At 63.7% G+C, this 20,686-nt stretch carries 24 protein-coding genes; 13 read left to right on the top strand and 11 right to left on the bottom strand.

The annotated features are described in order from the left end of the window. Positions 1 to 43: 43 nt before the first annotated feature. Genes trpC through BBD46_RS08645 form a run of 4 tightly spaced genes read left to right on the top strand, consistent with a single transcriptional unit; the run spans position 44 to position 3,896 of the window. The gene (gene trpC / locus BBD46_RS08660; protein WP_071401323.1) at positions 44 to 919 is read left to right on the top strand and encodes an indole-3-glycerol phosphate synthase; all 876 of its coding nucleotides are present in this window, start codon (positions 44 to 46) and stop codon (positions 917 to 919) included. Continuing rightward, the gene (gene trpB, locus BBD46_RS08655) at positions 916 to 2,187 is read left to right on the top strand and encodes a tryptophan synthase subunit beta (RefSeq protein WP_071401322.1); all 1,272 of its coding nucleotides are present in this window, start codon (positions 916 to 918) and stop codon (positions 2,185 to 2,187) included. The genes trpC and trpB overlap by 4 nt, the downstream gene beginning before the upstream one ends. Next, complete coding sequence (trpA, locus tag BBD46_RS08650; RefSeq protein ID WP_071401321.1) at positions 2,184 to 3,068, top strand: tryptophan synthase subunit alpha; 885 nt, start codon at positions 2,184 to 2,186, stop codon at positions 3,066 to 3,068. Before trpB ends, trpA begins: the two co-directional genes overlap by 4 nt. 24 nt (positions 3,069 to 3,092) lie before the next feature. Beyond that, the gene (locus tag BBD46_RS08645) at positions 3,093 to 3,896 is read left to right on the top strand and encodes a 2-amino-3,7-dideoxy-D-threo-hept-6-ulosonate synthase (RefSeq protein ID WP_071401320.1); all 804 of its coding nucleotides are present in this window, start codon (positions 3,093 to 3,095) and stop codon (positions 3,894 to 3,896) included. A gap of 160 nt (positions 3,897 to 4,056) precedes the next feature. On the opposite strand, the gene BBD46_RS08640 is transcribed toward BBD46_RS08645, so the two are convergent. Then, the gene (locus tag BBD46_RS08640) at positions 4,057 to 5,073 is read right to left on the bottom strand and encodes a phosphorylase (RefSeq protein WP_071401319.1); all 1,017 of its coding nucleotides are present in this window, start codon (positions 5,071 to 5,073) and stop codon (positions 4,057 to 4,059) included. Positions 5,074 to 5,224: 151 nt separating this feature from the next. On the opposite strand from BBD46_RS08640, the gene BBD46_RS08635 reads away from it, so the two are divergent. Together BBD46_RS08635 and BBD46_RS08630 are read left to right on the top strand one after the other, a co-directional pair. Beyond that, a complete protein-coding gene (locus BBD46_RS08635; protein ID WP_071401318.1) occupies positions 5,225 to 5,797 on the top strand; it encodes a SprT-like domain-containing protein in 573 nt (190 codons plus the stop codon). A gap of 117 nt (positions 5,798 to 5,914) precedes the next feature. Next, positions 5,915 to 6,520, top strand: coding sequence for a hypothetical protein (locus BBD46_RS08630; protein ID WP_071401317.1), 606 nt, complete (start codon positions 5,915 to 5,917; stop codon positions 6,518 to 6,520). Positions 6,521 to 6,559: 39 nt separating this feature from the next. Here BBD46_RS08630 and BBD46_RS08625 read toward each other — a convergent pair whose 3' ends face one another. Further along, complete coding sequence (locus BBD46_RS08625) at positions 6,560 to 7,261, bottom strand: HAD family hydrolase (protein ID WP_071401316.1); 702 nt, start codon at positions 7,259 to 7,261, stop codon at positions 6,560 to 6,562. A gap of 122 nt (positions 7,262 to 7,383) precedes the next feature. Between BBD46_RS08625 and BBD46_RS08620 the strand changes: the two genes are divergently transcribed. Then, complete coding sequence (locus tag BBD46_RS08620) at positions 7,384 to 8,301, top strand: DUF6293 family protein (protein ID WP_071401315.1); 918 nt, start codon at positions 7,384 to 7,386, stop codon at positions 8,299 to 8,301. A 5-nt stretch (positions 8,302 to 8,306) separates the two neighbouring features. Here the strand turns inward: BBD46_RS08620 and BBD46_RS08615 are convergent, their stop codons facing one another. Continuing rightward, on the bottom strand, positions 8,307 to 8,981 hold the full coding sequence (locus BBD46_RS08615) for a hypothetical protein (protein ID WP_071401314.1): 675 nt from the start codon (positions 8,979 to 8,981) through the stop codon (positions 8,307 to 8,309). 223 nt (positions 8,982 to 9,204) lie between these two features. Here BBD46_RS08615 and BBD46_RS08610 point away from each other — a divergent pair, with 223 nt between their 5' ends. Next, positions 9,205 to 10,482: a 3-dehydroquinate synthase II gene (locus BBD46_RS08610; protein WP_071401313.1), complete on the top strand. Its 1,278-nt coding sequence runs from the start codon at positions 9,205 to 9,207 to the stop codon at positions 10,480 to 10,482. A gap of 54 nt (positions 10,483 to 10,536) precedes the next feature. Here the strand turns inward: BBD46_RS08610 and BBD46_RS08605 are convergent, their stop codons facing one another. From BBD46_RS08605 to BBD46_RS08595, 3 genes are all read right to left on the bottom strand, one after another. Beyond that, positions 10,537 to 10,980, bottom strand: a complete 444-nt coding sequence (locus tag BBD46_RS08605) for a zinc ribbon domain-containing protein (protein WP_071401312.1) — start codon at positions 10,978 to 10,980, stop codon at positions 10,537 to 10,539. 104 nt (positions 10,981 to 11,084) lie between these two features. Beyond that, the gene (locus tag BBD46_RS08600) at positions 11,085 to 11,813 is read right to left on the bottom strand and encodes a type I 3-dehydroquinate dehydratase (RefSeq protein ID WP_071401311.1); all 729 of its coding nucleotides are present in this window, start codon (positions 11,811 to 11,813) and stop codon (positions 11,085 to 11,087) included. 94 nt (positions 11,814 to 11,907) lie between these two features. After that, positions 11,908 to 12,888 carry a transcription initiation factor IIB gene (locus tag BBD46_RS08595; protein WP_071401310.1) on the bottom strand — a complete coding sequence of 327 codons (981 nt, stop codon included), beginning with the start codon at positions 12,886 to 12,888 and terminating at the stop codon, positions 11,908 to 11,910. A 212-nt stretch (positions 12,889 to 13,100) separates the two neighbouring features. Here BBD46_RS08595 and BBD46_RS08590 point away from each other — a divergent pair, with 212 nt between their 5' ends. The 3 genes from BBD46_RS08590 (at position 13,101) to BBD46_RS08580 (ending at position 15,030) form a co-directional block, all read left to right on the top strand. Then, positions 13,101 to 13,697, top strand: coding sequence for a DUF84 family protein (locus BBD46_RS08590; protein ID WP_071401309.1), 597 nt, complete (start codon positions 13,101 to 13,103; stop codon positions 13,695 to 13,697). Between the two features lie 227 nt (positions 13,698 to 13,924). Beyond that, positions 13,925 to 14,158, top strand: a complete 234-nt coding sequence (locus tag BBD46_RS08585; protein ID WP_253184527.1) for a DUF7123 family protein — start codon at positions 13,925 to 13,927, stop codon at positions 14,156 to 14,158. A 176-nt stretch (positions 14,159 to 14,334) separates the two neighbouring features. Next, on the top strand, positions 14,335 to 15,030 hold the full coding sequence (locus BBD46_RS08580; RefSeq protein ID WP_071401307.1) for an HAD family hydrolase: 696 nt from the start codon (positions 14,335 to 14,337) through the stop codon (positions 15,028 to 15,030). Positions 15,031 to 15,070: 40 nt separating this feature from the next. On the opposite strand, the gene BBD46_RS08575 is transcribed toward BBD46_RS08580, so the two are convergent. From BBD46_RS08575 to BBD46_RS08560, 4 genes are all read right to left on the bottom strand, one after another. After that, on the bottom strand, positions 15,071 to 15,715 hold the full coding sequence (locus BBD46_RS08575) for a winged helix-turn-helix transcriptional regulator (protein ID WP_006653899.1): 645 nt from the start codon (positions 15,713 to 15,715) through the stop codon (positions 15,071 to 15,073). A 158-nt stretch (positions 15,716 to 15,873) separates the two neighbouring features. After that, positions 15,874 to 17,052, bottom strand: coding sequence for an SPFH domain-containing protein (locus tag BBD46_RS08570; RefSeq protein WP_071401306.1), 1,179 nt, complete (start codon positions 17,050 to 17,052; stop codon positions 15,874 to 15,876). 126 nt (positions 17,053 to 17,178) lie between these two features. After that, positions 17,179 to 17,847 (bottom strand): NfeD family protein, encoded by a 669-nt coding sequence (locus BBD46_RS08565; protein ID WP_071401305.1) that lies wholly within the window; start codon positions 17,845 to 17,847, stop codon positions 17,179 to 17,181. A gap of 206 nt (positions 17,848 to 18,053) precedes the next feature. Further along, entirely contained in the window at positions 18,054 to 19,034 is a 981-nt protein-coding gene (locus tag BBD46_RS08560) for a sugar phosphate nucleotidyltransferase (protein ID WP_071401304.1), read from the bottom strand. A gap of 105 nt (positions 19,035 to 19,139) precedes the next feature. Between BBD46_RS08560 and BBD46_RS08555 the strand changes: the two genes are divergently transcribed. Together BBD46_RS08555 and BBD46_RS08550 are read left to right on the top strand one after the other, a co-directional pair. Beyond that, positions 19,140 to 19,433 (top strand): transcriptional regulator, encoded by a 294-nt coding sequence (locus BBD46_RS08555; protein ID WP_071401303.1) that lies wholly within the window; start codon positions 19,140 to 19,142, stop codon positions 19,431 to 19,433. Positions 19,434 to 19,685: 252 nt separating this feature from the next. Then, positions 19,686 to 20,060, top strand: coding sequence for a DUF7344 domain-containing protein (locus tag BBD46_RS08550; protein ID WP_071401302.1), 375 nt, complete (start codon positions 19,686 to 19,688; stop codon positions 20,058 to 20,060). A 37-nt stretch (positions 20,061 to 20,097) separates the two neighbouring features. Here BBD46_RS08550 and BBD46_RS08545 read toward each other — a convergent pair whose 3' ends face one another. Beyond that, complete coding sequence (locus BBD46_RS08545; protein ID WP_071401301.1) at positions 20,098 to 20,610, bottom strand: Rieske (2Fe-2S) protein; 513 nt, start codon at positions 20,608 to 20,610, stop codon at positions 20,098 to 20,100. Between the last annotated feature and the right edge of the window lie 76 nt (positions 20,611 to 20,686).

Genomic DNA, 20,686 nt, shown 5'->3' with positions numbered 1-20,686 from the left:
TGGCGCAACACTTTTGTACAGATGAGTACGTTGATGTACAACAATGACTTCTGGTACGGAGCTCGCACCACCGGTGCAATCCATTCTCGCAGCCGCCGCCGAGCGCACTGCTGCGGAACAGGACCGGGAGCGGGCACCGCTTGATGTCGATGCGCGGTCGTTTCCCGACGCGGTCGCGCAGACTGAACGAGACGGCCGGGTACCGGTTATCGCCGAGGTGAAACCGACGAGTCCGACGACGGACGGCACGCGCGAGGACGACCCCGCCGAACTGGCCGAAGCGATGGTTGCAGGCGGTGCGACGGCAATCTCAGTATTGACTGAACCAACCCACTTCGGCGGCTCGCCGGACGCCCTGCGGCAGGTTCGCGAGGCCGTCGACGTCCCCGTCCTCCGGAAGGACTTCATCCTCGAGGAGGCAAGTCTGGACGTGGTCGAATCCGACCTGGTCCTCTTGATCGCCCGATTCGTCGACAATCTCGCTGATCTCGTCGCGGCCGCTCGCGAGCGCGGCTTCCAGCCCCTCGTCGAGGTTCACGACCGCGACGAACTTGAGACCGCACTCGACGCCGGTGCGACACTCATCGGAGTGAACAACCGTGATCTCGGGAAGCTCGAGGTTGACCTCGGGACGTTCGAATCTGTTGCACCGCACGTGAGGCGACTCTGTCGCCTCGACGAGTCGAGCGGTGGAACCGCGAGACAGGACCCGGACGACGTGACGCTGATCGCCGAGAGCGGGATCTCTGAGCCGGCGGATGTCCGTCGGATGCGCGACGCGGGCGCGGACGCGTTACTGGTTGGTAGCGCCATCATGGACCACGGTGGCGACGGTGACGGTGACGTGACCGCCAACACGCGACGACTGGTAGAGGCAATGGAACCGACAGCAACGACGGAGACACGCACACAGACATGAGCGAAACCGAATCAAATCCACCTGCCGAGGACGAACCGAACCGCGAGCGCACGTTCGGCGACTACGGCGGCCAATACGTTCCAGAGGCACTGATGCCCGCCCTGCAGGAACTCGAGGACGCCTACCAGCGATACGTCCTCGACAACGAGGACGGGTTCATGGACGAGTTTCGCGAGCGCATGCGCGACTTCGGCGGCCGACCGACGCCGCTGCAGCGCGCGGATCGGCTCAGCAAGCGCTACGACCGCGAGATCTACCTCAAACGCGAGGATCTGGTCCACGGCGGCGCCCACAAGCTGAACAACGCGCTCGGCCAGGTGCTGCTCGCGAAATACATGGGCAAAGAGCGGATCATCGCCGAGACCGGCGCGGGCCAGCACGGGACGGCCACCGCGATGGCGGCGACCCACCTCGACATGCCCTGCGAAATCTACATGGGCCGGACCGACGTGAACCGCCAGCGGCCGAACGTCTACCGGATGCGGATGAACGGTGCCGAGGTCAACCCCGTCGACGCCGGCAGTGGCACCCTGAAGGAGGCGATCAACGAGACGATGCGCGACTGGGCGACCACCGTCGAGCGAACCCACTACGTCATCGGCTCCATCGTCGGCCCACACCCGTTCCCGCGGCTGGTGCGGGACTTCCAGTCCGTCATCAGCGCCGAGGCTCGCGACCAGATACAGGAGCAGGCCGGCCGACTCCCCGACAGCGTCGTCGCCTGCGCCGGCGGCGGCTCGAACACGATGGGGACGTTTCACGAGTTCGTACCGGACTCGAGTGTCGACCTCTATGCGGTCGAGGCCGGCGGCTCGAGTCTCGAGATCGATCAGGACGAGGGACTCGCGCCCAACTCCGCAACGCTCTCGACCGGCACCGACGGCGTGCTCCACGGCGCGATGACGAAGCTCCTCCAGACCACCGACGGCCAGATCGTCGAATCCCACAGCGTGAGCGCGGGGCTGGACTACGCCGGCGTCGGCCCGGAACTCTCACACCTCGTCGACACCGGCCGCGTGACACCGGCGAGTGTCGACGACGACGCCGCGCTCAACGCCTTCCACCGACTCTCGAATCTGGAGGGAATCATCCCGGCACTCGAGTCGAGTCACGCACTCGGATTCCTCGAGGAGGCACACGAGGAACTCGGCGACCTCGTGGTCGTCAACGTCTCCGGGCGCGGCGACAAGGATCTGGAGACGGTACTCGAGGAGACCGAGAACCGCGACCTCGATGCTGCGCCGGACGTGGAGGTGTTCGATACATGAGCGGTGAACAGACAGCGGCGATAGAGAGCGACATCGAGGCCGCCATCCGCGAGGACCACCCCGCGCTCATTACGTACATCACGGCGGGAGACCCGTCGCTCGAGGACACCAAGGAATACGTCGAGGCGCTCGACTGCGGCGGGTCGGACCTGATCGAACTCGGACTGCCATTCTCCGAACCGATCGCCGAGGGGCCGACCATCCAGGCCGCGATCAACCGCGCGCTCGACGCCGGGACGACGCCCGCGCGGTTCTTCGAACTCGTGGACGAACTCGAGACGGACGCGCCGTTGCTGGTGATGACGTACTACAACATGATCCTCCAGTACGGCTCTGAACCCGATGTCCGTCCGTTCGTGGAGCGAGCAGCCGACGCGGGCCTCTCGGGAATCATCGTCCCCGACCTCCCCGCGGAGGAGGCGGACCCGCTCCGTGACGCCTGCGACGAGCACGGCCTCGACCTCGTCTTCATCGTCGCGCCGACGACGGCCGGCGAGCGCTTGGACCGGATCATGTCCCAGGTCTCGGGCTTCGCCTACGTCCAGGCCCGACTCGGAACGACCGGCGCGCGGGCGGACGTCTCGAACGCGACCCACGACAGCCTGACGCGACTCTCGGCGTACGACGTCCCCAAGGCTGTCGGCTTCGGCGTCAGCGAGGGTGATCACGCCGCCGAAATCATCGAGGCCGGCGCGGACGGCGTCATCGTCGGCAGCGCGCTCGTCGACCTGATCGCCGAGCACGGCACGGGCGACGCGCCCGCGGCAGATGCACTCGAGTCCAAGGCGCGCGAACTCAAACGGGGCGCGCGTCGCGGCGGCGAGCAGCGGAACGGACACGAGCAGGGGCGGGAAGAAGCACCGGAACCAGAACAGCCATAACCGCAAGTTTGCTATACACTCGCAATGACTACAGCAGGACTCACAGCACGACTGAATCGGATCGGAACAGACGACTCGTACGTAATTATCCCGATGGACCACGGGCTCACGATGGGTGCCGTTCAGGGACTGAAGGATATCGAATCGACCATCGACGGCGTCACTCGCGGCGGCGCGGACGCCGTCCTCACGCAGAAGGGAATCGCCCCGCGTGTCCACGATAACACGAACGGGAAGGGCTACATCGTCCACCTCAACGGCTCGACGACGATCGGACCGGACGAACAGGATAAACGACTGACCGGGACCGTCGAAGAAGCGATTCGTGCCGGTGCGGACGCCGTCTCCTTCCATATCAACGTTGGCTCTGAGTACGAACCGGAACAGACCAGCCAGCTTGCAGACGTGACGCGAAAAGCCGAGCAGTTCGGGATTCCGGTACTCGCGATGGCCTACGCCCGCGGCCCGGGTGTCGACTCTGAGGATCCAGAGGCGCTCGGCCATGCGGTCCGCCTCGCCGAAGAGGTCGGCGCTGATATCGTCAAGACGGGCTACAGCGGCGACGCAGAGAGTTTCCAGCACGTCGTCGAGTCGACTCGCCTGCCGGTCGTCATCGCCGGCGGCTCGAAAGGCACCGACAGAGAGACGGTGGAGATGGTCCGTGGCGTCATGGACGCCGGCGGATCTGGCGTCTCGATGGGCCGGTCGATCTTCCAGCACGAGAACCCCGAAGCCATCACGCGCGCCGTCTCTGGCGTCGTTCACGACGACCTGTCGACGGAGGACGCGCTCGCAGCGGCCGGTCTCGCGATCGAAGTCGAACACTGAGCACTGGGAACTGAGCACTGACTCGGATCGTTTGCCCGCTTGCTACGGTTGGTTACTGTTCTTCTCTGACTTTTGGCGCTCTCGTCGCTCCTATCGTCCTCACCGTTCTCGTCACGCCCGTTGTGTTCGTCACGCCCGTCGTGCTCGTCACACTCGCCACTCAACCACCGTTTTCTGGCCTAGTCCCGAGTGGATCGCTCTCGACGAGGTCATTGACGATTGCACCGCCCACACGGGCCGCGTTGTCGAGCGCCAGCGCCAGACTGGCCTCGTTCCCGTCGAAACTCTCCTCGACGGACTGGCCGGGCGCTGCGCGGTCGTAGTTGGCAACGGCGCGCACGCTTAGATACCGATCGCCGAGGTCGAAGCGCTCGAGTGCCGTCGCCGTCGCGGCATCTTCCATCTGGGTCGTCAGATACGGCGAGACGCCGTAGGCATCACAGAGCCACTCGACCTCACGGGCGTAGCGCGGGCCGTGCCAGAACTCGTCGCCGCAGACGGTCGGGCCGCGTTCGACGGCGGGCCCCTCCTCCGGTGCGTCCGGGTAGCTGTCCTGGTACGCCTCCGCGTCGGCATCCGTTCGGAGCGATGCGTCGTCGGCAGCCTCGCAGGCGGCATCGACGAGCGCGTCCTCGAGATGGTGGACGTAGTCGTGCGGTCGGTAGGTGAGGAGGTCGAGCCCGGTGCCAGGGTTGTTGCTCCCCTCGGTGGGTTCGGGATGAGGCGCGTGATCCGCTTGTGTCTCGTGATCCGCCTGCACCTCGTGACTCCCGTCCGTTGTCCGATCCCAGCGGTGCTTTCGATCCCAGTCGACCACTGCGTCAGCGATGGCGACAGAGCCGAGCGCGATCCGTTCGGGCGGTCCGCCTGCGATGCCCGCCGAGACGACGTAGGTTGACGAGAGGTCGAGTCCGGGGGAGGCGATCAACGCCGTCACCGTTGTCGCCGCGTCGCTCTTGCCGATGCCGGTCGTCGTGATCGCGACGCCGTCGGCCGTCAGGTAGACCGGCGTTTTCGCACCGCTAATCGAGAAAGCGTCGACGATATCGGCGCGCTCGAGCCAGGGCCGGCGCTCGGTCAGCGGCGGCTCCGCGACGGCAGGGAGCACCAGTGCTGCGGGACTGATTGACTCCTCCGGATCCGGCTCCCGCGGTTCCGGAACTGCGAGGTCGTTCATGCTGTGGCGGTTGCAGCGAACGGGCAAAGGCGCACCGACCGCGGCCAGAATCTGCAACTGATCACGTTCGCCGGAGACGCCAAAATCGCTGCAACGTCGTCTTCTGAACCGGAAGAATTTCAATCTCCGTCTGCGTTCCCAGCCCCTAGACGTGACCGACGGCGAACAGCTCACGATCGACGACGAGATCATCGCCCGCGCGCGGATCCACGCCCGCGAAGTCGTTGCCGACACCGAACTGAATATTGACCTGTCCGCACTCGAGTGGGACGTCTCTGCGCGGGCAAAGCGTCGGGCGGGGCTGTGTCGCTGGCGGGCGAATCGCGAGGAGGCGACGATCGTGTTGGCGCGGCGGGCGTACGAGCGCTACGAGTGGCCGGAGTTCGCCGCGGTCGTCAGGCACGAACTCGTCCACGCCTGGGAGTACCAGCAGTTCGGTGAGTCGGGACACGGGCCGCGATTTCGCGAGCGCGCGGCTGACCTGGATGCGCCGCGACACTGTCGGTCGTTTTCGGAGCCGCGGTACGTGCTGCGCTGTCTCGGAAGTGACTGCGAATGGTCGGCCAAACGGCATCAGGCGTCGAAACCGGTTCGTGCGCCGGACGGCTACCGCTGTGGCGTCTGTGGCAGCGAGTACGAGGTCGAGCACGTCGAGAGCGGTCGGACGTGGTCGTCTGCGAGCGGCTACGGTGGGGTGAAGGCGGCGCTGGGTGAGGAGTGGTAGTGTGTTCGTCTGACTGGTTGTTGCCTGGTGTCCGCTATCCGTTGTCCGCCGCCTACATCCCGTAAGCCGAAACCGGAGCGCGGAACACTTATTCGGCGCTGTGGACCTGTTCTAGACATGGGACTATTCGATCTAATGCTCGGCTCGTCCGGTCCAGGCGAGCAGGGCGTCGAGGGGAAATCGTACACGCTCCCGAAGGAGACACACGACTTCGTCTATCCCGTTGCCGTCCGGCGCGAGGAGGTAGACGCCGTCGCACAACTGATCGAGGCCGAAGCGGACGCGCCGTACGTCGAGGAAGAAACCGAGGAACTGCAGGATGTCTTCGACGACGTGCTCGGCGACGCCGGCATCGACGCCGCGGACCTGGCCGAACAGAAGCGCCAGACGCGACTCGCGGTCGAGCCAGTCATCGACCACTGGCGCGAGCAGGTCGGCAACGACACGACCGAGAGCGATCAGTCAGACATGTCAGATCAGTCGGATGATTCCGAAACCGGTGGTGAGACGGGTGGTACCGACATCACCACCGTCTACGCCCGCCCCGGCACCGACGAGCAGCTACTCGCGTTCACCAAACTGTGCAAGCAACGCGACGAGCAGCCAGACGACCCGTTCGAGCTCCCCGCATCGTTTCCCGACGCAGCTGCCCTGCTGACCCGCCTGCGGGACGCAACCGACAGCCAGTACCGGGCAGTCGTCCACACGGATCTTCTCGAGTAGGCCCGTCCGCAGACTACGCGACCCGCCGAAACGCCCTGCCTAGAGAATCGTCTCGAACGACTCCAGCGTCCCGAGCTCGTACGTCGGCTGGTGCACCGTCGGATCGCCGTGTTGGACCTGATTCTCGAGTTCGATCCAGGCCGAGTCGAGTCCCATCGCGTTCGCGCCGCCCACGTCCGCGTGCAACGAGTCCCCGATGTGGACCGCCGTCTCCGGCGTCGCCTCGAGTGCCTGCAGTGCGTACTCGAACGGTGCGGTGTCGGGTTTCGGGAAGATACCCGCTTGTGGATCCGTGAAGACGCGAACGTCGAACGCGTCCTCGATGTCGAGCGCACGGAGCTTCTGTGTCTGGGTCTCGCGGCCGCCGTTCGTGATCAGACCAACCGGTCCCTGCTCGCGGGCGGACTCGAGTGCAGCCTTCGCGCCGGGACGAAACTCGACGGCGGTCGGGTCCTCGCGCTCGAGGTAGGCCGCGGCGAGTTCCGCTGCGCCGTCGGAGCCGAGCTGGTCCTGGACGTGTGGGTCGGCCTGTGTAGCGACGGTCGAGAAGAGTACTTCGTAGAACTCGCGGGCGGTCTCGACCGTCGGGAGGTCGGGAATCGTGGCTCGCAGGTCGGACGGCGTGCAGAACGGCTCGATACCGGCGTCGTCGAACGTCCCGGCGAGGAGGGTGTCCGGATCCTGGATGGGTTCGCAGAGAGTGCTGTCGAGATCGAAATAGATCGCGTCGTAGGCAGCCATTGGGTCGTCGTACGAACGCGATGGTTCTGAACGTTTCGTCGCACGGTTGGTGGACGGCGTCGAGACTCGTGAGTGTCCACTGATTCGACAGGTGTTATTTCGGGGGCGATCGTTGTCCGGGTATGGACGTCGTCAAACGAGTACACATCGTGCCGCTGGGCTACGAGTACGACCGGATCATCGAACCGATTCGGCGCCAGCGCGCCGACCTCGTCTATCTCCTCGAACACGACGGTGGAGACTCCGAAACGGACGCCAAGACGAGTGGATCACCGGTTCCGGGCCCGGACTCGACGCCGTCCGGAACCCACGCCAACCCCGGCGCCAGCGATTCGTCCGACACCGCGAGCGCCGCCGACGGCAACGGCCCACCAGCCGCGTATCACGACGAGTTGCGCGAGGAACTCGAGTCAATCGTGCCGGACGTCCAGAGGTGGTCCTGCGACCTCACGGATGTCTACGCCGTCCTCGGTGCCGTGACGACGATCGCCTCGAAGCACGCCGACGACGACGTCTCGGTCAACGTCTCCGGCGGCGGGACCATCGCCGCGATCGGGGCAACGATGGCCTGTATGGACGTCTCGACCGACGCACGGGCGTTCTACGTCGAACCGGAGTCTTACGCCCACGACGGGACGAGCGAGCCCTCCTCGACCGGGATTGACGAAGTCGACGGACTGCCGACGTACCCGATCGATTCCCCGACGGCAGATCAGGTCGCAATCATGGGATTCCTCCGCGATCCGGCCTCGTGGGACGGCTACCACGACGACCGGACCGCACCGCCGAAAAAGAAGGATCTCATCGAGTTCGCCCGCGACCGCGGCCTCTCGTTCATGGCTGACCGCCAGTCGCCCGACGAGCGAGCCGGTGAGGACAAAGGGGCGTTTCGCGTCCTCGATACGCACGTGTTGGACCCGCTCGAAGCCGACGGCTACGTCACGATCGAATCCGTCGGCCGCCGCAGAGTCGTCTCGCTCACTGAACAGGGTGCAAACGCGTATCGGGCATTCACGCACAAACTCTCAGACCTCGAATAGAACAGCTACTTACACTGCATCCGGCGGCGTGCAACCACCGTTGCGAGCGTCGTCCCGAGTCGGGCGAACTCGAGATCCCCACGCAGTCGGTCGGCGTGAGCCTGCAAGCCATCTTCGTCGAGTCCGAACGGGGTGGCATCTTCACAGTGGGTTGCAGCAGCTTCCACACGGCCGAGCAGCCAGGGCGCTGCGTCGGCAACCGCCGGGCGAAACCGCTGGGTATGGTGGCGGGCGGGCGACGACGATCCGGCAGCACGCGCTGCGGCCAGCAACTCCTCGACAACGATGAGTCGCCGGCGGAGGGTTCGAATCGTCGATGCGTCAGCGGGTGGGGTCAGCGTACTCGCAATGGCTGCGTCGGCTCCCGACACCGCGTCGGAGTCCGCGTCGTACACAGCCGCGAGTCGCTCGCACTCGAGTGTCGCGTGCCGACTGCGCCGACTCGCGAGACGGATCGCCCCCAGGACGGCAGCGGGGCGGCCGTACTCGAGTGTTGCCAGTTCGCCCGCGTGGGCGAACGCTGCGTGGGCGACCGGGCCGAGTGCATCGGCGTCCAGCCGGTCGATGGCCTCACCGACCGTACTGACGGAGTTAGATGGGTCTGCAGCATCCGTGGTGTCCGTCTCGGCTGAATCGGTCGTCGCGTCTGCGTCGTCGGGTTCGAACTGGCGCTGACCCATAGTTGAACTGTCTCGCGATAGAATATTAGTTACTTCTACGATGGTATCGATACTATCGATACTATCCTTACTATTCATACTATTCATGACATTGTTGCCTTTGGATGACGGGGCCGACAGTGCCCCTTCCGATGGCTCGTCTCCCCTCGAATCGAGACGTCGCTCACCGACATCGCCTGCCAGATCCGCCACGTTCAAGCCGGTTCCCTCCGACCGTCGAGTCATGACACGATCCGTCTGGATCAAAGCCGACGACACCGTCGGTGACTGGGACGACCGCCGTGCGCGCATCACGGCCGCACTCGAGGCCGGCGCGGACTGGGTACTGGTCGACGAGAAGGACGTCGAACGCGTACGCGAACTCGGCGATATCAACGTTGCCGCCTTCCGTACTGACGGCGACGTGACGCTGGTCGACGACGCCGAAGCGGACAGCAGTGAGTCAGACGTCGACGAACTCGAGGAGATCGACAACGTCGACGACGCTGAGTCCCTCGACGTCGATGTCGCTGCCTCAAACTCCCAAACTGACAACGGGACGCCGGACGCCGTCATCGTCGGCAAGGACGGCGAGGGCGATGCCACGATCGACCTGCCGAACGACTTCTCCGGCTCAGCCGACCTCTCGACACTGCGTCGCGACGGCGATGAGGGCATCGAGCGCGGTGCGTACGTCCGCATCCTCGACACCGAGTACGAGGCGTTCGCCGAAGCCGCAGCCGAGGAGGGCGAGTACACCATCGTCATCGGCGAGGACTGGACGATCATCCCACTCGAGAACCTGATCGCTCGCATCGGTGAGGAGACCGATCTCATCGCGGGCGTCACCAGCGCCGAGGAGGCCAAGACCGCCTTCGAAACGCTCGAACTCGGCTCCGACGCGGTTCTTCTCGACTCCGATAACCCCGACGAGATCAGACGGACGGTCGAGGTCCGCGACGAGGCAGAACGCGAGTCGCTCGACCTCCAGTACGCCGAGGTGACCGATGTCGAGCAGATCGGCAGCGCGGATCGGGTCTGTGTCGACACCGGGAGCCTCCTCGAGCACGATGAGGGAATGCTCGTCGGGTCGATGAGTCGCGGCCTCGTCTTCGTCCACGCCGAGACGGCCGAGTCACCATATGTGGCCTCGCGCCCGTTCCGGGTCAACGCGGGTGCGGTTCACGCCTACGTGCGGACGCCAGAGGGCGGAACGAAGTACCTCTCGGAACTCCAGAGCGGCGACGAGGTGCAGGTCGTCGATACGAACGGTAACACGCGCGAAGCGATCGTCGGCCGGGTCAAAATCGAGAAGCGGCCGATGTTCCGTGTCGCCCTTGAAACCGACGACGGCGACCACATCGAGACACTTCTCCAGAACGCCGAGACGATCAAGGTCGCAACCGGTGACGGCCGGAAAGCCGTCACTGATCTCGCGGCGGGCGACGAACTCCTACTGTACTACGAGGATACGGCGCGTCACTTCGGAGAAGCGGTCGAGGAGAGTATTATTGAGAAGTAACGAATTCGGGGAACTGCTGTACTGACCGGGCAGCTCACTGCTGGGCTGTGTGATCTACTTCGCGTTCACGTCCGCCTCTGCTTCTGCCTCTGCATCCCCAACTGGTTCGAGTCGCGTCGTACACCAGTGACAGAACGTCAGGTCCTCGTCCAGTTCCTTGCCACACTCCGGACAGGACGGTCCACCCTCACCGTCCGCGTTGGCGTTCGACCCCGGCGGGAAGCCGAGTCCGCGAAAGGTCGCGTCGATCGCGGCAAACAGAGCGATAAAGGAAAAGAGGAACTGCGTAATCGTATCCGTCTCGTTGGCGACCGCCGTCATGCTATCGGAGACCGAATCAGCCGCGGCGATCTCTCCGGTCGGGAGAAAGACCACCGCTGCCCCAATGAACAGTCCGCCAAAAACGAGCGCACGAATCCAGTCACGGATCAGTGCGTGGCCGGCGCCGGGGAGGAACAGAGAGATGCCGCCGGCAACGAGGGCACGAAGCCATGTCATCGTGTGTAATGATATGAGAGGCGACTCCTTAACATTCCGATTCTGTTTGCTGTTCACTCGAGTCCCTCGGCTATCCGTCCCGGTCGCTGTGAGACGGGGCGACCTCAGTCGGCTGCCGACTCTAGCTGTGTTACCAGCTGTGAGAGCGTCTCGAGGTCGTACTGGCCCGGCGCTGTCGCCTTCGCCGGATCGACCGGTGCGTAACCGATTCGCGAACCGTATACCGGCGCGACGGCCCGCGTGTGGCTCCCGGCAGCGCCCATCGCCATCGTGGCGATGGTGTGTCCTCCTTCTCGTTGTTCCCCCTCTCGTGCGAGTTGGTGTGTAACGGTCAACAGCGCCAGCGCATCGCTTCGGTCCGTTGCCGTCACGGCGAGTTTGCCCACATCGCCGTACCGACAGGCATCGGTGAGTGTTTCGCTCATCGCTGCGACGTTCGGTGTCTCCTCGAAATCGTGTGCGGAGGCCACGACAGTCACGTCGCGCGCTGCAGCCGTCTCGCGAAGCGTTGTGGCTGTCCCATCGCGCAGCGACGCGAGTTCGATGTCGATCGCCTGCACCGCATCCAGTTTCGTTACCTCCTCAAGCGCCTGCAGACGCTCCTCATCGTCCACTGCCTCGCCGCCTTCCCAGTCAGCGCGGTTCGTCGCCAGCACCGGCAGTGCGTCGACCGTCTCTTCGTACGCAGCGTCGTACGACTCGAGTGCGGCGACTGGCTCGCTGGCCAGGTCCATCCGAAACTCGACCACGTCGGCGTGGCTGCGTGCGGCTGATTCCTCGCTGAGATCGGCTGTCGACGCGGCGAGCGTGAACGACTCGAACTCGAGACCCATTCGTGTGCGTGGTGGGGAAGTGATCGAAAAACGGTGTCGGTTGGTGCAGAGTGTGTCGCTGCCGAGATAAAGCCGAGAACGAAAGAAGCCGAATTCAGGCCAGTCCGAGCGTCTCCTCGGCTTCGAGGAGTTCGTGGTAGCGGTTTCGGATCGTCACTTCGGAGATGTCGGCGACGTCCGAAACGGCGGCCTGGGTCGTCTTCTCGTTGGTCAGCAGGGCTGCGGCGTAGACGGCTGCGGCTGCGAGGCCGACCGGCGACTTGCCGCTGTGGACGCCCTTCTCCTTCGCGTTCTGGAGGAGTGCACGGGCGCGGTGTTCGGCTTCGTCGGAAAGATCGAGACCGGAGGCAAAGCGTGGCACGTAGCTCTCTGGGTCTGCGGGCTGGACTTCGAGACCGAGTTCGCGGACGACGTAGCGGTAGGTGCGTGCAATTTCGTTCTTCTCGACACGGGAGACGTCTGCAATCTCATCGAGCGAGCGGGGAACGCCGGCCTGGCGGGCAGCAGCGTAGACACAGGCAGTGGAAACACCTTCGATCGAGCGTCCGGGGAGCAGATCCTCGTCGAGTGCGCGTCGGTAGATGACAGATGCGGTCTCACGAACGTTGGTTGGCAGGCCGAGCGCGGAGGCCATGCGGTCGATCTCACCGAGGGCTTGCTTCAGGTTGCGCTCCTTCGAGTCACGGGTACGGAAGCGCTCGTTCCACTTGCGCAGGCGCTGCATCTTCTCGCGCTGGCGGGAACCAAGCGAGTTGCCGTAGGCGTCCTTGTTTCGCCAGTCGATGTTCGTCGACAGCCCCTTGTCGTGCATCGTGTTCGTCGTCGGCGCGCCGACGCGGGACTTTTCGTTCTTCTCGGCGGCGTCGAACGCGCGCCACTCGGGGCCGCGGTCGACGGAGTCCTCCTCGACGACGAGGCCACAGTCCTCACAGACCGTTTCGCCGTGTTCGTCGTCGACGACGAGGTTACCCGCACACTCGGGACAGGCGAGGTCGTTCTGTTCGCTTTCCGTCTCCTCTTCGTCCGTTCGTTGTTCGCTACGTCGTACTCTCGTGTTTGATGGTGCGTTGGTCATACGATGGCAAATACTGCCCGGACAGACGACTGCAAAAGCCCGGACGGATTCGTTACCTACTTCGTTCCGAGACACACGGGTTAAGGATTTCGGAATCCGCCTTCGACACCCCGCGAAAACGCGTAATTCGTGGGAACTGGTATGAACAATGACGATAAAATCCGCGACCCCGAACCGGCGAATCCAAGTGTGAACCGCGCTCACCGTCGAACATGGAGATTGCGGTTGGCAGCACGAACCCGGTCAAGGTCGACGCCGTCGAACGTGTACTCGAGTCCCACAACTGTGCGTGTAACGCTGATTCTGACTGCGACCACGGCTCTGAGACCGACTGCAGTTGCGACTGCCCGGCGCTAGATCCACCAGCCACCCCCGTCGCAGTCGACTCCGGCGTTCCCGAACAGCCCTGGTCGGTCGAAGAGACGATTACGGGGGCACGAAATCGCGCCCGACGAGCGTACGATACAACGATGGCCGACTACGCCGTCGGACTCGAGGGCGGCGTCGCACGGTTCGACGGCGTCGACGGCCTCTCACTGGTCATGTGGGCCGCCGTCACTGACGGCACTCGTGTCGAAGTCGGCAGCGGCCCGACGCTCCGCCTGCCGGACGAAATTGCGGCCCGACTCGAGAACGGCGAGGAACTCGGACCGGTGATGGACGACGTCCTCGACACGACCGGTATCGCGGAGGCGGAGGGCGCTGCTGGCGTGCTTACGGACGGTCTCACTGACCGAACGCGAGCACTCAGTGAGGCTGTCGCCTGCGCGTTCGGTCCGTTTCTTACCTCGTACTACGACACTCCATAGCCAGATACGTGCCGCAACCTGCCGGACGCTCCTGGAGAAGTCGGCTGCGGCCAGTCTAACAGTCATCCCGCCGTGAGAGTCTCCCCCGTGAACCCATTAACTGGCCGTACCAACTTTCCCTTTCCAGCCGATTATTCATCGATTACTACCCCTGAAAATCGCAAGACGGCGTCCTATTAACCGCACGTACCAAACCCCCTAAGGGTGACCCCGTCGTTTCAGCTAGTATGAGCACCGCAATGGCCACCGACCTCACGAGCAAACAACGTCAGATCCTGCAGTACTTTCGGGAGCACGCTGCAACGAAGACGTACTTCAAGTCCCGGCTCATCGGGCAGGAACTCGGGATGACGGCGAAAGAGGTCGGCTCGAACATCAGCGCACTCCAGGAGGGCGACTACGACGTCGAAATCGAAAAGTGGGGCTACTCCTCGAGTACCACCTGGAAGGTTAGCTGCTGAGACTCGGTTCCGGCATCATCCTGGCTCCGGACCACGGAACGTCCGGACGGATCTGGACCCGATTCCACCCCTGTTTTGAGCTGTCTGCCACACTGTTCGTTCGACCGACAGCGAGCAAACGCCGCAGTCGCTGCCCCCTCCTTTATCCACCTCTCTGCGCAACTACGAACCAACGAATGACGATACCGATCCTCTTCGACATGGACGGGATCATTCTCGAGGGTCCCCGCACCGAACCGCAGGTGTACGCCGACGCGGCCGACGCCGCACTCTCCGATTTCGGCGTCTCGCCAACACCCGACCAACGTCGCGACCTCCGACGACACGGCACCGACGCAGTCGAGCGTCGCTGTGCCGAACTCGAGATCGATCCCGAGCGCTTCTGGAAGCGAAAGGAACGGTACGCCTCCGAGGGCACACACGAGCGCCTCCGAACCGGCGAGCGCGGCCGCTACGACGACACCGACGTGCTCGCCGACCTCGCCGAGCGCACGACGATCGGACTCGTCACCAACAACCGCCACCAAACCGCCGAGTTCGTCGCCAACCACTACGACTTTGCCTTCGATGTCGTTCGGGGACGCGACCCGACGTTCGCGGGCTACCACCGGCGCAAGCCGGATCCGTACTACATCGAGGACGCACTCGCCTCGCTCGATCTGGATCACGACGACACCACGGACGGCCGACGAGGCCTCTACGTCGGCGATTTCGAAAAAGACGTTACCGCCGGCACCGCCGCCGGTCTCGACACCGCGTTCGTCCGCCGCGAGCACAACCGCGGACTGGAACGCCCCGCCGACGCGACGTACGAACTCGAGTCCCTCTCGGAACTACTCGATGTGCTCGACGAGCGAACGGCTGCAGAGTGACTCTGTCCGTGTCCAGAACGGATCACCCACAGCGCCGGACTCAGACCGTGTCCGGATCGGCGTCGGTCTCCGACTCGTAACTCAGATACTGGTCCGCGTTGCGTGCGACCTGCGTGGCACGCTCATCGAACGAATCCGCGTGGCGAACGACGAGCAACAGCACCGTCGTCGGCCGTTCGACCGTATAGCCGCCCTCCCGGGAGAGCAGCCCCGCCTCCTCGAGTTCACCCGCGTACTTGCTCACCGTCGGCGCGGACACCGAGAGCGCCTCGGCGAGGTCGCCCGCCGTTGCGTCGGGAGTCGAGAGCAGTTCGACCAGCATGCCTCGCGGCGTGTCCCGGCGGAGGTAGCCGAGCGCTTGCTTTTCGAACTCGTCGAAGCGGTCGGCGAGTACGAACCGTTTGTAATCGCCGTCGCTGTATCGCTCGATCGTGTCCGCATCCTCGAGTCGCCGGAGATGGTGTTGGGTTTCGCCGGTACCGAGCTGAAGATCGTCCCGGATCTTCGAGAAGTGTGCGCCCGGCGTCGTCGAGAGGTAGCCCGTGATCGCGTCGCGAGCGTCGCTATCGCCGGACTCAGCCGACGCTGTCGTGGAGAGGCCAGCAAGCGGGGTAGACGCGCCGACGGCGGCGAATCGGCGCAGGGTCGCTCGTTTCTCGTCGTCGACCCCATCGGACGATGTCATGTCTGTCTACCATCCGAAAGAACGCCGACCGTAAAACCGGTTTCGCTCCGTTTCGTTCAGCAGGACGTGACCGTCAGGGATGCTAACGACTGGTTAGTATGTCGTTACGCCCGCAAAAAAGGTGAGACGAAGCGCGAAACTGCGGTCGACTGTGCGACCTAGTTCGAGCTGTCGGTGTTGGCGTCGTCGACAGGTGAGCCACCGTCAGTTTGGCCCTGTCCCTGGAACTCCTGATCCATCTCCTCGATGACTTCGTCAGGATCGGATATTTCTGCAGGGTCTTCTCCTTCCTTGATCGCCTGGGCCTCCTGTTCCATCGCTTCGACGTCCATGTCGGCTTCCTGGTCGATCTCGCCGATGATCTCGCTGATGTCGTCGAGGCCGATCAGTTCGCGCGTCTCTTCGTCGAACCCGAGACTCTCGAGTTCGGTGCCGTCTTCCTGGACGTCGCTGCCGGAGAGGTGCTTGCCGTAGCGGCCGACGAGTGACGAGAGCTCCTGTGGGAGGACGAAGGTCGTGGACTCGCCCTGGCCGATCTCGGCGAGCGTCTCCATGCCTTTGTCGATGACGGCGCGTTCGCCCATCGATTCGGCCGAACGGGCACGGAGGACGGTCGAGATGGAGTCACCCTGTGCTTCGAGGATCTGGCTCTGCTTTTCACCCTGTGCACGGATGATCTCACTCTGCTTTTCACCCTCTGCCTTCTCGACGGCACTGCGGCGTTCACCCTGTGCCTCGAGAATCATGGCACGGCGTTTGCGCTCTGCGGAGGTCTGTTGCTCCATCGCGCGCTGGACATCTTTCGATGGGTTGACCTCGCGGACCTCGACGGACTCGACACGGATACCCCACTCGTCGGTGGGTTCGTCGAGTTCCTGGCGGATGCGAGCGTTGATCTCCTGGCGCTTGTTGAGCGTGTCGTCCAGTTCCATGTCACCCAGCACGGCACGGAGGGTAGTCTGAGCGAGGTTAGAGACTGCCTTTTTGTAGTTATCGACCTCGAGGAAGGCCTTCTTGGCGTCCATCACCTTGATGTAGACGACGGCGTCGGCGGTGACGGGCGAGTTGTCACGGGTGATTGCTTCCTGACGGGGAACGTCCAGTGTCTGCGTTCGCATGTCGAACCGGTAGGTGTTCGAGACGAACGGCGGGACGAAGTTGATACCCGGCTCCAGGAGCTTGCGGTACTCGCCGAAGACGGTGAGGGCACGTTTCTCGTACGCGTCGACGATTTCGATCGCGCTGAGCAGTGCAGCGACGACCACGACGAGCACGAGGGCACCGAGGAATAACACGGCGCCACCAGTGGTTTGTAGGGGGATCAGTTCTGCGACCATATTCCCCTCTTGCGGCGGTGACGGGAAAAATGTTCCCTTGTTTAACCAATTTTTGCTACAGGTGTGAGTGGCGAAAAGGTGACACGCTCGAGTTACTTACCCGCCTCGAGAGAGGCCAACCGACAGTTAGCCGGACTTCTCCGTTTCCGTCACCGACTCGTCGATACTGTTGGTGGGATCGGTTCCCGTCTGTGGTTCCGTATCCGCCGCTTGCGAGGTCGTACTCGAGTCCGGTTCCGAGTCCGCTGGCTCGGTTTCTTCATCGGTACCTGTCTCCGCCTCCGTCTCGCTCGCGTTCGACGCGAGCGCGCGGTCAATTTCGTCTTCGCCGATCGCACCGAGCGATTCGACGGTCAGAATGTTCCCGCCACCGGGGTCGAGGACGATGACTTCCTCGCCCTCTTCGATTGAACCGCTGGTCGTGCGAGCGCTGTAGAACGGTGCGAAGCCGCCGTCGTCGAGTTTGACCTCGCCGCCGCGGGTCGTGACCGTCTCGGTTACGTACCCCGTCGAGCCGGCGAGTGTGTCCGAATCCGAGGTCTGGGCGGTCCCCTTCCCGCCGTAGAAGTCGAACTCGTTGTAGATGTAGGCCGCGACAACGCCGATGAGCAGCGTTAGCCCCGCCAGAATGAACGGGCTACCGACCGGAAACAGGACACCGATCAATCCCGCACCGACCAGTGCAATCCCGATCACGATGAGATGGGCTCCGGGCGAGAGGGCCTCGAGCGCCATCAGTACGAGACCCGCCGAGAGGAGCAAGAGCGCCACGTTCCCAAAGAGGGCGTCGAGCATACCTGACGGTAAGGGCTCAGCCCGATTAAATGTTTACTGCCCCACTTTTCTCCGCTGGTTGTCGCAATTTCTCTCCAGACAGGCTGTTCGCGCCCGAGTTAGCGTCTGTGCCGGCCACGTCTCGATCAGACGGTCTGTTGTAGTTCGGTGCCGGCGATCGTTCCGCCCGGTCAGAACGACACCGGAGAACGCTACACCGATCCCTCTCAATCGTCCGACGGCGATCCGTTCGTGATCGTCGTATGCGCTCCAATGAGCGCGCCCGCGAGATCCAGGTTCTCGATGTGGGTCCCCTCGTCGATAATCGACCGGCGAATATCGCCGTTCTGGACCGTCGCATCCGGGAAGATCACCGCATGGTCGAGGTTCGTTCCTTCGAGTGTCGCACCCTCCATCACGTGGACGTTGTCGCCGATGGAGGTGTTCTCGAGTGTCGCCGAGTCGGCGATCAGTGACTCCCCGTCGAGATGCCAGGAGACGGCGTCGAGGTAGCTCTCGGGCGTTCCGATGTCGAACCACGCGCCCTCGAATGTGTAGGCGTACGTCGGCTCGCGGTTCTGGAGCCACTGGACGAACCAGCCGGGTTCGTCGGGGTTGTTTCCCTCCTCGAGGTACGTCGGCAGGAGCGACAGCGAATCCTGCGGGAACGCATAGCAGGCGATCGAGACCAGCGTCGAGTTCGGCTCGTCCGGCTTCTCCTGGAAGTCGACCACGCGGTCGTCCTCGAGTTCGACCAGCCCGTAGGATTTCGCCTTCTCGCGGGAGCCAACGTCGTAGGCGGCGAGCGTTGGTGCGTCCTGTTGTTCGAAGTAATCGACGAACTCCGAGACGTCGAAGCTGATCAGGTTGTCGCCGGCGATGATCAGCAGGTCGTCGTCGACGTTCTCGCGGTCGATGAGCTGGGCAAGCGCGCCGACGACCCCGAACTTGTCGTCTTCCTCGGTCGTGTCTTCGACGGAGAGCTGTGGTTTTTCGAACTCGCTTTCGGCGAGGTGGGCCTCGAAGTCGGCCGCAAAGCGCTCGTTCGTGCTCACGTAGACCTCGTCGATTCGCTCGTCCGCCTCGAGTTCGGCGAAGATACGATCGATGACGGTCGACTCACCGATCGGGAGGAACATCTTGGGCCGATGCTTCGTGATCGGCCACATCCGGGTCGCATAGCCACCTGCAAGGACGACGGCCTTCATGGCCCGTGATTCACCAGCAGGATGTAAGTCACTTGCCCTTTCACAGGTCTTTCTTGCGGCGAGCAGAGCGCCAGACCAATAACGGTCGCGGTGATACACCCGGACATGCGAGAAGCCGACGAAACGACGCGCCAGCGTCTCGCCGATGCGCTGCGCGCCGACCCGGCGACGCCGAGTGAACTCGCAGTCGAACTCGATCTCACCCCGCAAGCGGTGTTGCGCCACGTCGAACACGTCTCCCGATCGGTGGACGCGGCGGACGATGAGCAGCTCCTTGTCGCCCCACCGCAGTGTCGCGACTGCGGCTTCGAAGCGTTTGACGACCTCGTGAATCGCCCCTCACGATGTCCATCCTGCAAGAGCGAGTCCGTCGCGGAACCGACGTTTACGATCGAGTAAGGCACTCAACTGCTGTCATCTCCGCCCCACACAGGACGTCACGAACAGGTAAGAAAGCGTGACAAAACTGAGATGGTTTCGACACTAATATTTATCGTGCCCCCGAGAAACCGGTACGTACCCGCAGGTGGCGACGGCCGCAAACAGGACTTCAGGCCAGGGTGATGGCTCCGGTCCGGACACTGCGTCCACCCAGATTCGGACACCCTTCCGCCACGCCACGTTCACCCCACCACTCTCACCCCCACCACGATGACTGCGACCTCACACACGACGACCGACCACGCCGCGTTCGTTCTCGCGGCACTCGAGTGGCTTGACCAGCGCGAACAGCGCCCCGATCCGGAGGGAGTCGATGCGGCGTTCGACCTCCTCGCGAGCGAGCGCCGTCGGCAGTTCCTCGCTGTCATGACGACCCACGAGGAGGCGCTGACCCTCCCTGACGTTGCCGAGGAGGTCGCCGTCCGCGAGACGGGCGAACCCGTCACCGACCTCTCGGCCGAGTGCGTCGCGGACGTCTACATTTCGTTGTATCACGATCATCTCCCGCGACTCGTCGATGCGGGGCTCGTTGCGTACGATCAGGAGCGCGACCTTGTTCAGCCGACGGCGGTTCGCGAGCACTAATGATTCACTCGGCTGCGGTTTCTGTGCCACTCCCACCTCAGAACTCGACGTTCGACGTCGACGTCAGATCGTCGTCCGTCTCAATCGGTCCACGACCGACGAACACGTACTTATCGTCTGTCAGATAGACGTCGCCGTCGACGACGGTCGTCTCGAGTGCGGCGAGCGTTGCGCCCTCACAGGGGCCGTACGTACACAGGCCGGAGTCGGCTTCGAAGTACGCGCCGTGGTTCTCGCAGATGAGTTCGTCGTTTCGCATGGCTGCTCCCGATCCTTTGTCGAGTTTGATGTGCGTGAAGTGCTGGCAGAAGTTGAGCCAGGAGGAGACGGCGGTCGGGGTGTCTGTGTCGTCGGTTTCGGTGGCGACGAGGATCGCCTCGCGTTCGTCTGCGCAGTCGACACCGCCGTCGCTACAGGTCGTCGTCCTTTCCTCACTGTCGTCACTGTCACGTTCATCAAGTTGCTCCCGTTCTGCAACTCGAAACAGGAGCGTCGAGTCAGTCGGCACGGCAGAAAGCGGTGCAATCCGTCGAGCGGCGTCTATCCCCATCGCCACGCAGTTTTGAGTCGCGACTGGTCAACGTTTCGACTGCGCTGTCGGTGTGTGACGACGACCCGCCATCCAA

This window comes from Natrialba sp. SSL1, from assembly GCF_001861355.1.
Classification (GTDB): Archaea; Halobacteriota; Halobacteria; order Halobacteriales; family Natrialbaceae; genus Natrialba.
This window is presented reverse-complemented; position numbering and strand designations above follow the sequence as displayed.

Excerpts from the sequence above, each read along its gene's own strand:
- BBD46_RS08595 (WP_071401310.1), bottom strand. The coding sequence starts at position 12,888 with ATGACCAACGCACCATCAAACACGAGAGTACGACGTAGCGAACAACGA.
- trpC (WP_071401323.1), top strand. The coding sequence starts at position 44 with ATGACTTCTGGTACGGAGCTCGCACCACCGGTGCAATCCATTCTCGCA.
- BBD46_RS08585 (WP_253184527.1), top strand. The coding sequence starts at position 13,925 with ATGAGCACCGCAATGGCCACCGACCTCACGAGCAAACAACGTCAGATC.
- trpB (WP_071401322.1), top strand. The coding sequence starts at position 916 with ATGAGCGAAACCGAATCAAATCCACCTGCCGAGGACGAACCGAACCGC.
- BBD46_RS08555 (WP_071401303.1), top strand. The coding sequence starts at position 19,140 with ATGCGAGAAGCCGACGAAACGACGCGCCAGCGTCTCGCCGATGCGCTG.
- BBD46_RS08580 (WP_071401307.1), top strand. The coding sequence starts at position 14,335 with ATGACGATACCGATCCTCTTCGACATGGACGGGATCATTCTCGAGGGT.
- BBD46_RS08615 (WP_071401314.1), bottom strand. The coding sequence starts at position 8,981 with ATGGGTCAGCGCCAGTTCGAACCCGACGACGCAGACGCGACGACCGAT.
- BBD46_RS08630 (WP_071401317.1), top strand. The coding sequence starts at position 5,915 with ATGGGACTATTCGATCTAATGCTCGGCTCGTCCGGTCCAGGCGAGCAG.
- BBD46_RS08620 (WP_071401315.1), top strand. The coding sequence starts at position 7,384 with ATGGACGTCGTCAAACGAGTACACATCGTGCCGCTGGGCTACGAGTAC.
- trpA (WP_071401321.1), top strand. The coding sequence starts at position 2,184 with ATGAGCGGTGAACAGACAGCGGCGATAGAGAGCGACATCGAGGCCGCC.
- BBD46_RS08570 (WP_071401306.1), bottom strand. The coding sequence starts at position 17,052 with ATGGTCGCAGAACTGATCCCCCTACAAACCACTGGTGGCGCCGTGTTA.
- BBD46_RS08640 (WP_071401319.1), bottom strand. The coding sequence starts at position 5,073 with ATGAACGACCTCGCAGTTCCGGAACCGCGGGAGCCGGATCCGGAGGAG.
- BBD46_RS08550 (WP_071401302.1), top strand. The coding sequence starts at position 19,686 with ATGACTGCGACCTCACACACGACGACCGACCACGCCGCGTTCGTTCTC.
- BBD46_RS08545 (WP_071401301.1), bottom strand. The coding sequence starts at position 20,610 with ATGGGGATAGACGCCGCTCGACGGATTGCACCGCTTTCTGCCGTGCCG.
- BBD46_RS08590 (WP_071401309.1), top strand. The coding sequence starts at position 13,101 with ATGGAGATTGCGGTTGGCAGCACGAACCCGGTCAAGGTCGACGCCGTC.
- BBD46_RS08600 (WP_071401311.1), bottom strand. The coding sequence starts at position 11,813 with ATGGGTCTCGAGTTCGAGTCGTTCACGCTCGCCGCGTCGACAGCCGAT.
- BBD46_RS08565 (WP_071401305.1), bottom strand. The coding sequence starts at position 17,847 with ATGCTCGACGCCCTCTTTGGGAACGTGGCGCTCTTGCTCCTCTCGGCG.
- BBD46_RS08560 (WP_071401304.1), bottom strand. The coding sequence starts at position 19,034 with ATGAAGGCCGTCGTCCTTGCAGGTGGCTATGCGACCCGGATGTGGCCG.
- BBD46_RS08645 (WP_071401320.1), top strand. The coding sequence starts at position 3,093 with ATGACTACAGCAGGACTCACAGCACGACTGAATCGGATCGGAACAGAC.
- BBD46_RS08575 (WP_006653899.1), bottom strand. The coding sequence starts at position 15,715 with ATGACATCGTCCGATGGGGTCGACGACGAGAAACGAGCGACCCTGCGC.
- BBD46_RS08610 (WP_071401313.1), top strand. The coding sequence starts at position 9,205 with ATGACACGATCCGTCTGGATCAAAGCCGACGACACCGTCGGTGACTGG.
- BBD46_RS08625 (WP_071401316.1), bottom strand. The coding sequence starts at position 7,261 with ATGGCTGCCTACGACGCGATCTATTTCGATCTCGACAGCACTCTCTGC.
- BBD46_RS08605 (WP_071401312.1), bottom strand. The coding sequence starts at position 10,980 with ATGACATGGCTTCGTGCCCTCGTTGCCGGCGGCATCTCTCTGTTCCTC.